Source organism: Catenulispora subtropica, assembly GCF_039531675.1.
Lineage (GTDB): Bacteria > Actinomycetota > Actinomycetes > Streptomycetales > Catenulisporaceae > Catenulispora > Catenulispora subtropica.
In genome coordinates this window covers 1-4,792 of the sequence record NZ_BAAAQM010000118.1, presented here as the reverse complement: position 1 = coordinate 4,792, position 4,792 = coordinate 1, and the positions used below count along the sequence as shown (strand labels likewise).

General features: G+C 64.9%; 5 protein-coding genes. 3 read left to right on the top strand and 2 right to left on the bottom strand.

Going from position 1 to position 4,792, the window contains the following annotated elements; all coding sequences use genetic code 11:
* Positions 1-643: 643 nt before the first annotated feature.
* Together ABD466_RS44175 and ABD466_RS44170 are read right to left on the bottom strand one after the other, a co-directional pair.
* Entirely contained in the window at positions 644-1,045 is a 402-nt protein-coding gene (locus tag ABD466_RS44175) for a hypothetical protein (protein WP_344663312.1), read from the bottom strand.
* Positions 1,046-1,345: 300 nt separating this feature from the next.
* Positions 1,346-1,585: a hypothetical protein gene (locus tag ABD466_RS44170; protein WP_344663311.1), complete on the bottom strand. Its 240-nt coding sequence runs from the start codon at positions 1,583-1,585 to the stop codon at positions 1,346-1,348.
* Positions 1,586-1,683: 98 nt separating this feature from the next.
* Between ABD466_RS44170 and ABD466_RS44165 the strand changes: the two genes are divergently transcribed.
* From ABD466_RS44165 to ABD466_RS44155, 3 genes are all read left to right on the top strand, one after another.
* Positions 1,684-2,697, top strand: a complete 1,014-nt coding sequence (locus ABD466_RS44165) for a hypothetical protein (protein WP_344663310.1) — start codon at positions 1,684-1,686, stop codon at positions 2,695-2,697.
* Positions 2,698-3,358: 661 nt separating this feature from the next.
* Positions 3,359-3,556, top strand: coding sequence for a hypothetical protein (locus tag ABD466_RS44160; protein ID WP_344663309.1), 198 nt, complete (start codon positions 3,359-3,361; stop codon positions 3,554-3,556).
* Positions 3,553-4,683, top strand: coding sequence for a sigma factor (locus tag ABD466_RS44155; protein WP_344663308.1), 1,131 nt, complete (start codon positions 3,553-3,555; stop codon positions 4,681-4,683). Before ABD466_RS44160 ends, ABD466_RS44155 begins: the two co-directional genes overlap by 4 nt.
* The last annotated feature ends 109 nt before the right edge of the window (positions 4,684-4,792 follow it).

Sequence of the window (4,792 nt, the reverse complement as noted above, 5' to 3'; positions counted from 1 at the left end):
GGCTGCGCCATCATCTGCTGGCGACGACTCCGCACCCAACTTTGTTAGGAGTCCTTAGTGGAAACGCACGGCAGCCCAGCGCAAAGCGATCGCGACCACCGCGCCCCAGCCCATCCAGACACCAGGAACTTCGGCACCGGCGGCTCCGCGGCCGTGCCCGCCCCGCGGCGATGTTCCCGTGGAAGTACGCAAACGCCTCGCGGTAGGTCTCCGACAGCTCATACGGCGCTGGCTCCTTCGGCGTGTCCAGCGCGACCCACCGCCGCACCGTCCGCTCGCTGACGCCGAGTCCTTCGGCAACCAGGCGCAGGTGCTCGCGTTCCAGTTGCCCGGAATCGCGCAACATTCAGCCGCTCGACCGCCGCCACCCGACGGTCTTGATCCAAACGCGCGGCCGTGACAACAGCCTGACGGTCAGATCACGACGCAATCAGGTATCAGACTCCGCAGTCCCATGCGCCGATGTCCGAAGTTCTCTGTACGCGTCGCTGAGGTTGGGGGGCGGCGCGTCTGTCCTACCTTCCCGCAAGCTCGACTACGAAGCCGCTGGTCATTGATGCAGATAACTTCGGGCTTGGGCGCTGCGCGACCCGGACGCCTAGGGGTGACGACGGGATCTGACCAGCGCGCCGGGGCGGAGGGGTCACCGGTCGTTTGTGGAGTCGGTGTCGTCTGCTGGGAAGTCCGAGACCGACCTCAAGAACTCGGACGATACGAAGTAGGGATTGTCGGCGGCGCCCAGCACCTCGATCTGGATAGCGTCCCCGTCGCACTCCATCACGCGGTACTCGTCGCCGGCGCTCAGCCTCAGGCCGCTGCCGTCTTCGCCGTCGGAGGCGACCGCGAAAATCTTGTCCTTCGTCGCGCAGGGCGTGTTTCTTGCCACACGAGCGGCCGTGACCGCCTTGACTGCCTTCTTCCCCCCGGCTTCGACGCATCGCAAGACCGCATAGCTGCCCACGACGAGGATCGTCGTGGCCTTTTTGGGCCCACCGAGGCTCTTGACCGTCTTCGTTATCGTCTGGTAACCCCCGAGATTGCCCACCCGCGTCTACCCTCCAGCCGTGTCTGGCGATCCTATCGACTCGACCGCCGCTGCCGCGGCGAATTCATTCACCCTCCGAAAGGGATCGAAACCCCTCAGCAAACGGTGGTTGGAGGTTGTTGAAGAACAGGGGTTGTTGAGGGAGTTTTTGATGATCCCCACCACGGCACTCGACACCACCAGGTGTCAGCTTCCGAGGTCGGCTGCGCGGATGTCCGAAGTCGTGTGTACTCGGCAGTGTCCCTGGCAGCGGTTGAGGGGGTTGGAGAGCTTTCTCGGCGGCGGTGGTGATGTTGTGTGTCAGGGCTCGGGGAGATGCGCCGGGTAGTGGTAGGCGTCGGCGTGGTGCTGGCACAGGTACACGATCTGGCGGGTCTCCAGGAGCTCGCGCGGTAGCAGGCCGCCCAGGTCTGGGGCGATGGTGGTCAGGGCCGCGCCCAGGCGGGCGAAGTCCGGGGAGTCGCTGTTGGGGGCTTTGAGGTCGTCCAGGATCCAGACTTCTGCCTGATCTGTGGTTGGTTGGACCCGAGTACCACACACAGCTGCGGTGGCAAGGACTGGGAACGTCTGGCTGGTTAGTCGCTCCCCGCCACATCGAGTGGGGCTCTACACGCGCCGTTCATGCGATGCTTCGCCACATGCTGCTGCTGTTCGTCATCGCGGTGATTTGGGGCATCGTTATGTTCGCGCGAGAAAACGAGGCCTTCGCTGGCTTATCGACTGCGGCCCTAGTGCTAGGAGGAGTCGGCTTGGTGCTGTGGGTCCTGGTTTACTCGGCATTCTGGACGCCGGATACTCCCGGACCAGCCTCAGCAAGCGGTTTCCGGACGGCCGCGTCGGCGACAGGGCCGAGCGGGCCTGATCTGGACGCCAACCGCCAGGCTGCCGCGCCGGCGCCAGGACCGAGCACGACCTCGCCGGTCGCAGCCCCGCTTGCCACCTCGAACCCGACGACGGACGGGACAAACCCCACCTCAGCGATGTCGACATACCCTTCGACTACTTCAAGCCCCGCGTCGTTCACCGCCGACTTCCACAAGTACGTCGCAGAAGCCTGGCTTGCCCCTACCGAGCTTCCCTTCGCCGCGGCGTTCTCGTGGCAGGGCGACGGCCAGACACCGGTCGGGGCGACGGGCGTGATCCAGCAGGACTGGTACACCTGCAACCCCTCAGAAAGAGAATGGGGCTACGACCCGGCGAAAGACGGTGTCCAGGCTGCCAACTTCACCGCGCTTCCCGGCAACCCCCAGGCCCAACTGGCGGAGCGGATGATCTTTTTCCCAGACCCGCAGGCCGCCGGCCACGCGCTGGACCAGATCGCTGCAGACTTCACCGCCTGCAAGACGGTGACCTCCCTACCGGGTTTCGGGATGGAGGGCATCGAGCTGGTCAGGTTGAACAAGACGGCGACCATCGACGGCGGCTTCGCCTATCTTCACACCGCACGCAGATTCGGCGGAACGCGGGGCAACGGCGTGGGGCACTGGGGAACCGACGCACATGAGTATTTCGTCCAACGCGGCAACGTCCTCGTCCTCATCGGCCTCTTTGCACAGGGCGCGGCTGGCGGCGACGCCATGGACGTCACGACCACGGACGCCACCATCTTGCAGCAGGCGGCGGATCATCTGGACACGGCTTATGCAGGCTGAGATGCCCCGCGGTCAGGTTGTTGCGTGGCAGTGCTGATCGCGAGTTCTTGCCGAGCTTGGCGCTTGAACACAGGATTGGGTCCGCCGCCGGAAGTCTCGGCCAGAGCGGGCGGCGGACCCGTCGCATGGCCAGGGAAGAAAGCCCTGCCCAACGCGCTGAGGTGTTCCTTGCAAGAAACACTTCTACAGAACTAGTGCGTCGGAGCGCCCCAAGTTGGCGCGAAGCGTGAAAACGTGCGGGGCGTTGAGACGTCACTACATGGGTGAGCGGCGCTTCGGTTATCGGATGATCACAGATCGCGAAGACGGTCGGGGCGCCGGGTTGGGTCCGCCGCCGGAAGTCTCGGCCAGAGCGGGCGGCGGACCCGTCGCATGACCAGGGAAGAAGCCCTGCCCAACCCTCTGAACTGTTCCTTGGAAGAAACACTTCATAAGAGTTGGTGCGTTGAGCAACCCCAAGTTGGCGCGAAGCGTGAAAACGAGGAGGAGCTTGCGAGCACGCTGATAGTCGAACCACGAAACGTCGCCCCGTGCCCTCGAAGGCGGGGGCGAGCAAGGTAGTCCAGGTTGGGTCTGCTGCCGGGAGTCTCCGGCCAGAGCGAGGCATCGGACCCGTCGCATGACCGCGCGGCTACTCAGCCGCGCAGAAACGGAACAGCTCATGACGTCGTCTCTTCTTGCCCTGTCGGCCAGCGTTCCGCCTCCGAGGCCGCAGCACCCGCTGGCGATCCGCCCCCAGCGCATCATCTGGGTGATCGTGCTGATCGGCTGGCTGGCCGCCTTCGGCTGGAACGCCGAGCAGATCGGTTCCCTGCTGCTGTTCTTCACCGCGGCCCCGCACCCGCAGGGGGACCAGTGAAGGGCACCGCCGACGGCGAGGAGTTCACCAACTTCGTCTCGCGCAACTGGAAGCAACTGGTCCAGCGCTACGCCCCCTACGTCGACGGAAACTACGCTGACGCTGAGGACCTGGTCCAAGAAGCAATGATCGACCTCGCACGCCAGTGGCACGAGGTCGACACGCCCAAGGCCTGGATACACCGCCACTGCGAGCGCGGCGCCATCCGGGTCATCAGCCGTCACCAACACCCCGTCCGCGGCGCGCTGGCCCTGGACCAGAGCTACGCCGAGTCCCTACCGGCTGACAGCCGCAACCCCGCGGCCGACAGCGACGCCTACATGCTCGCCCAGGAACTGGTCAGCAGCTCGCTGGAGTGGACCATGCTGAACCTGCACGCCGACGGCTACACGCACGCCGAGATCGTCAAGTCGGTGAAGGACCACCCCATCTGGGCTCGGCGCCGGATGGGCTGCACGACGAGCAACGTCGGCAAGGTCCTGCGGCGGGAGAAGGAACGGCTGGCCCGGAAGATCAGGCACCGCCTACGGACGCGAGAGAGGGCCACCGAGGGCAATCGCGAGATGATCATGACGGCGGTCCTGGCCCTCCCCAAGAAGCAGCGCGAGGCCTTCGGCCTTCGGCTGCTTGGCTTCGAACCTTTGATGATCGCCCGCAAGATGGGCACCAAGCCGATGAACGCGAGGGCGAACCTTTCCCACGCCAACAAGAAGCTCGCCGACGTTTTCGGCCTGGATTACGAGGATGCAACCGCGGTCCCTCAGTTTGTCGACGGGAACCTCAGCCTTGCCTCTAGTTGCATCATGCTGGGGGCAGCCCTAGCGGAGCGCAGCGACTTGTCCGAACTCATCCCGCTGTCGGACCGACCTAGGGACACCTGGAGTTCGATCAACGGCGCGGTGATTATCGCTGCGGCCTGGCTCGGGACCTGCATGGTGAAGGAGAAGGTGCCCCCCTCGCAGTGGATTCCGGCCTTGCCGGACAAATACCTGGTCGAAACCCTTGTCAAGGCGGTGGCCGACGCGGTCGCGGAAAAACTCAACTCCGACGGGGACGTTGAAGCGTCGCTGTCCATTCCGCTTCCGATGGAGCTGAAGGCCTGGTTTAGACCCACGGTCGCCTCTTGAGATCGAGGGCGGGCCCCGATCAATCGGTCGGGGCCCGCCCTCGATGTTCTGCTTAGGACTCCTAACAAAGTTGGGTGCGGAGTCGTCGCCAGCAGATGATGGCGCAGCC

What these genes read in the sequence shown, in the direction of transcription:
- ABD466_RS44165 (WP_344663310.1), top strand. Translation starts at nt 1,684, where the DNA reads ATGCTGCTGCTGTTCGTCATCGCGGTGATTTGGGGCATCGTTATGTTC.
- ABD466_RS44160 (WP_344663309.1), top strand. Translation starts at nt 3,359, where the DNA reads ATGACGTCGTCTCTTCTTGCCCTGTCGGCCAGCGTTCCGCCTCCGAGG.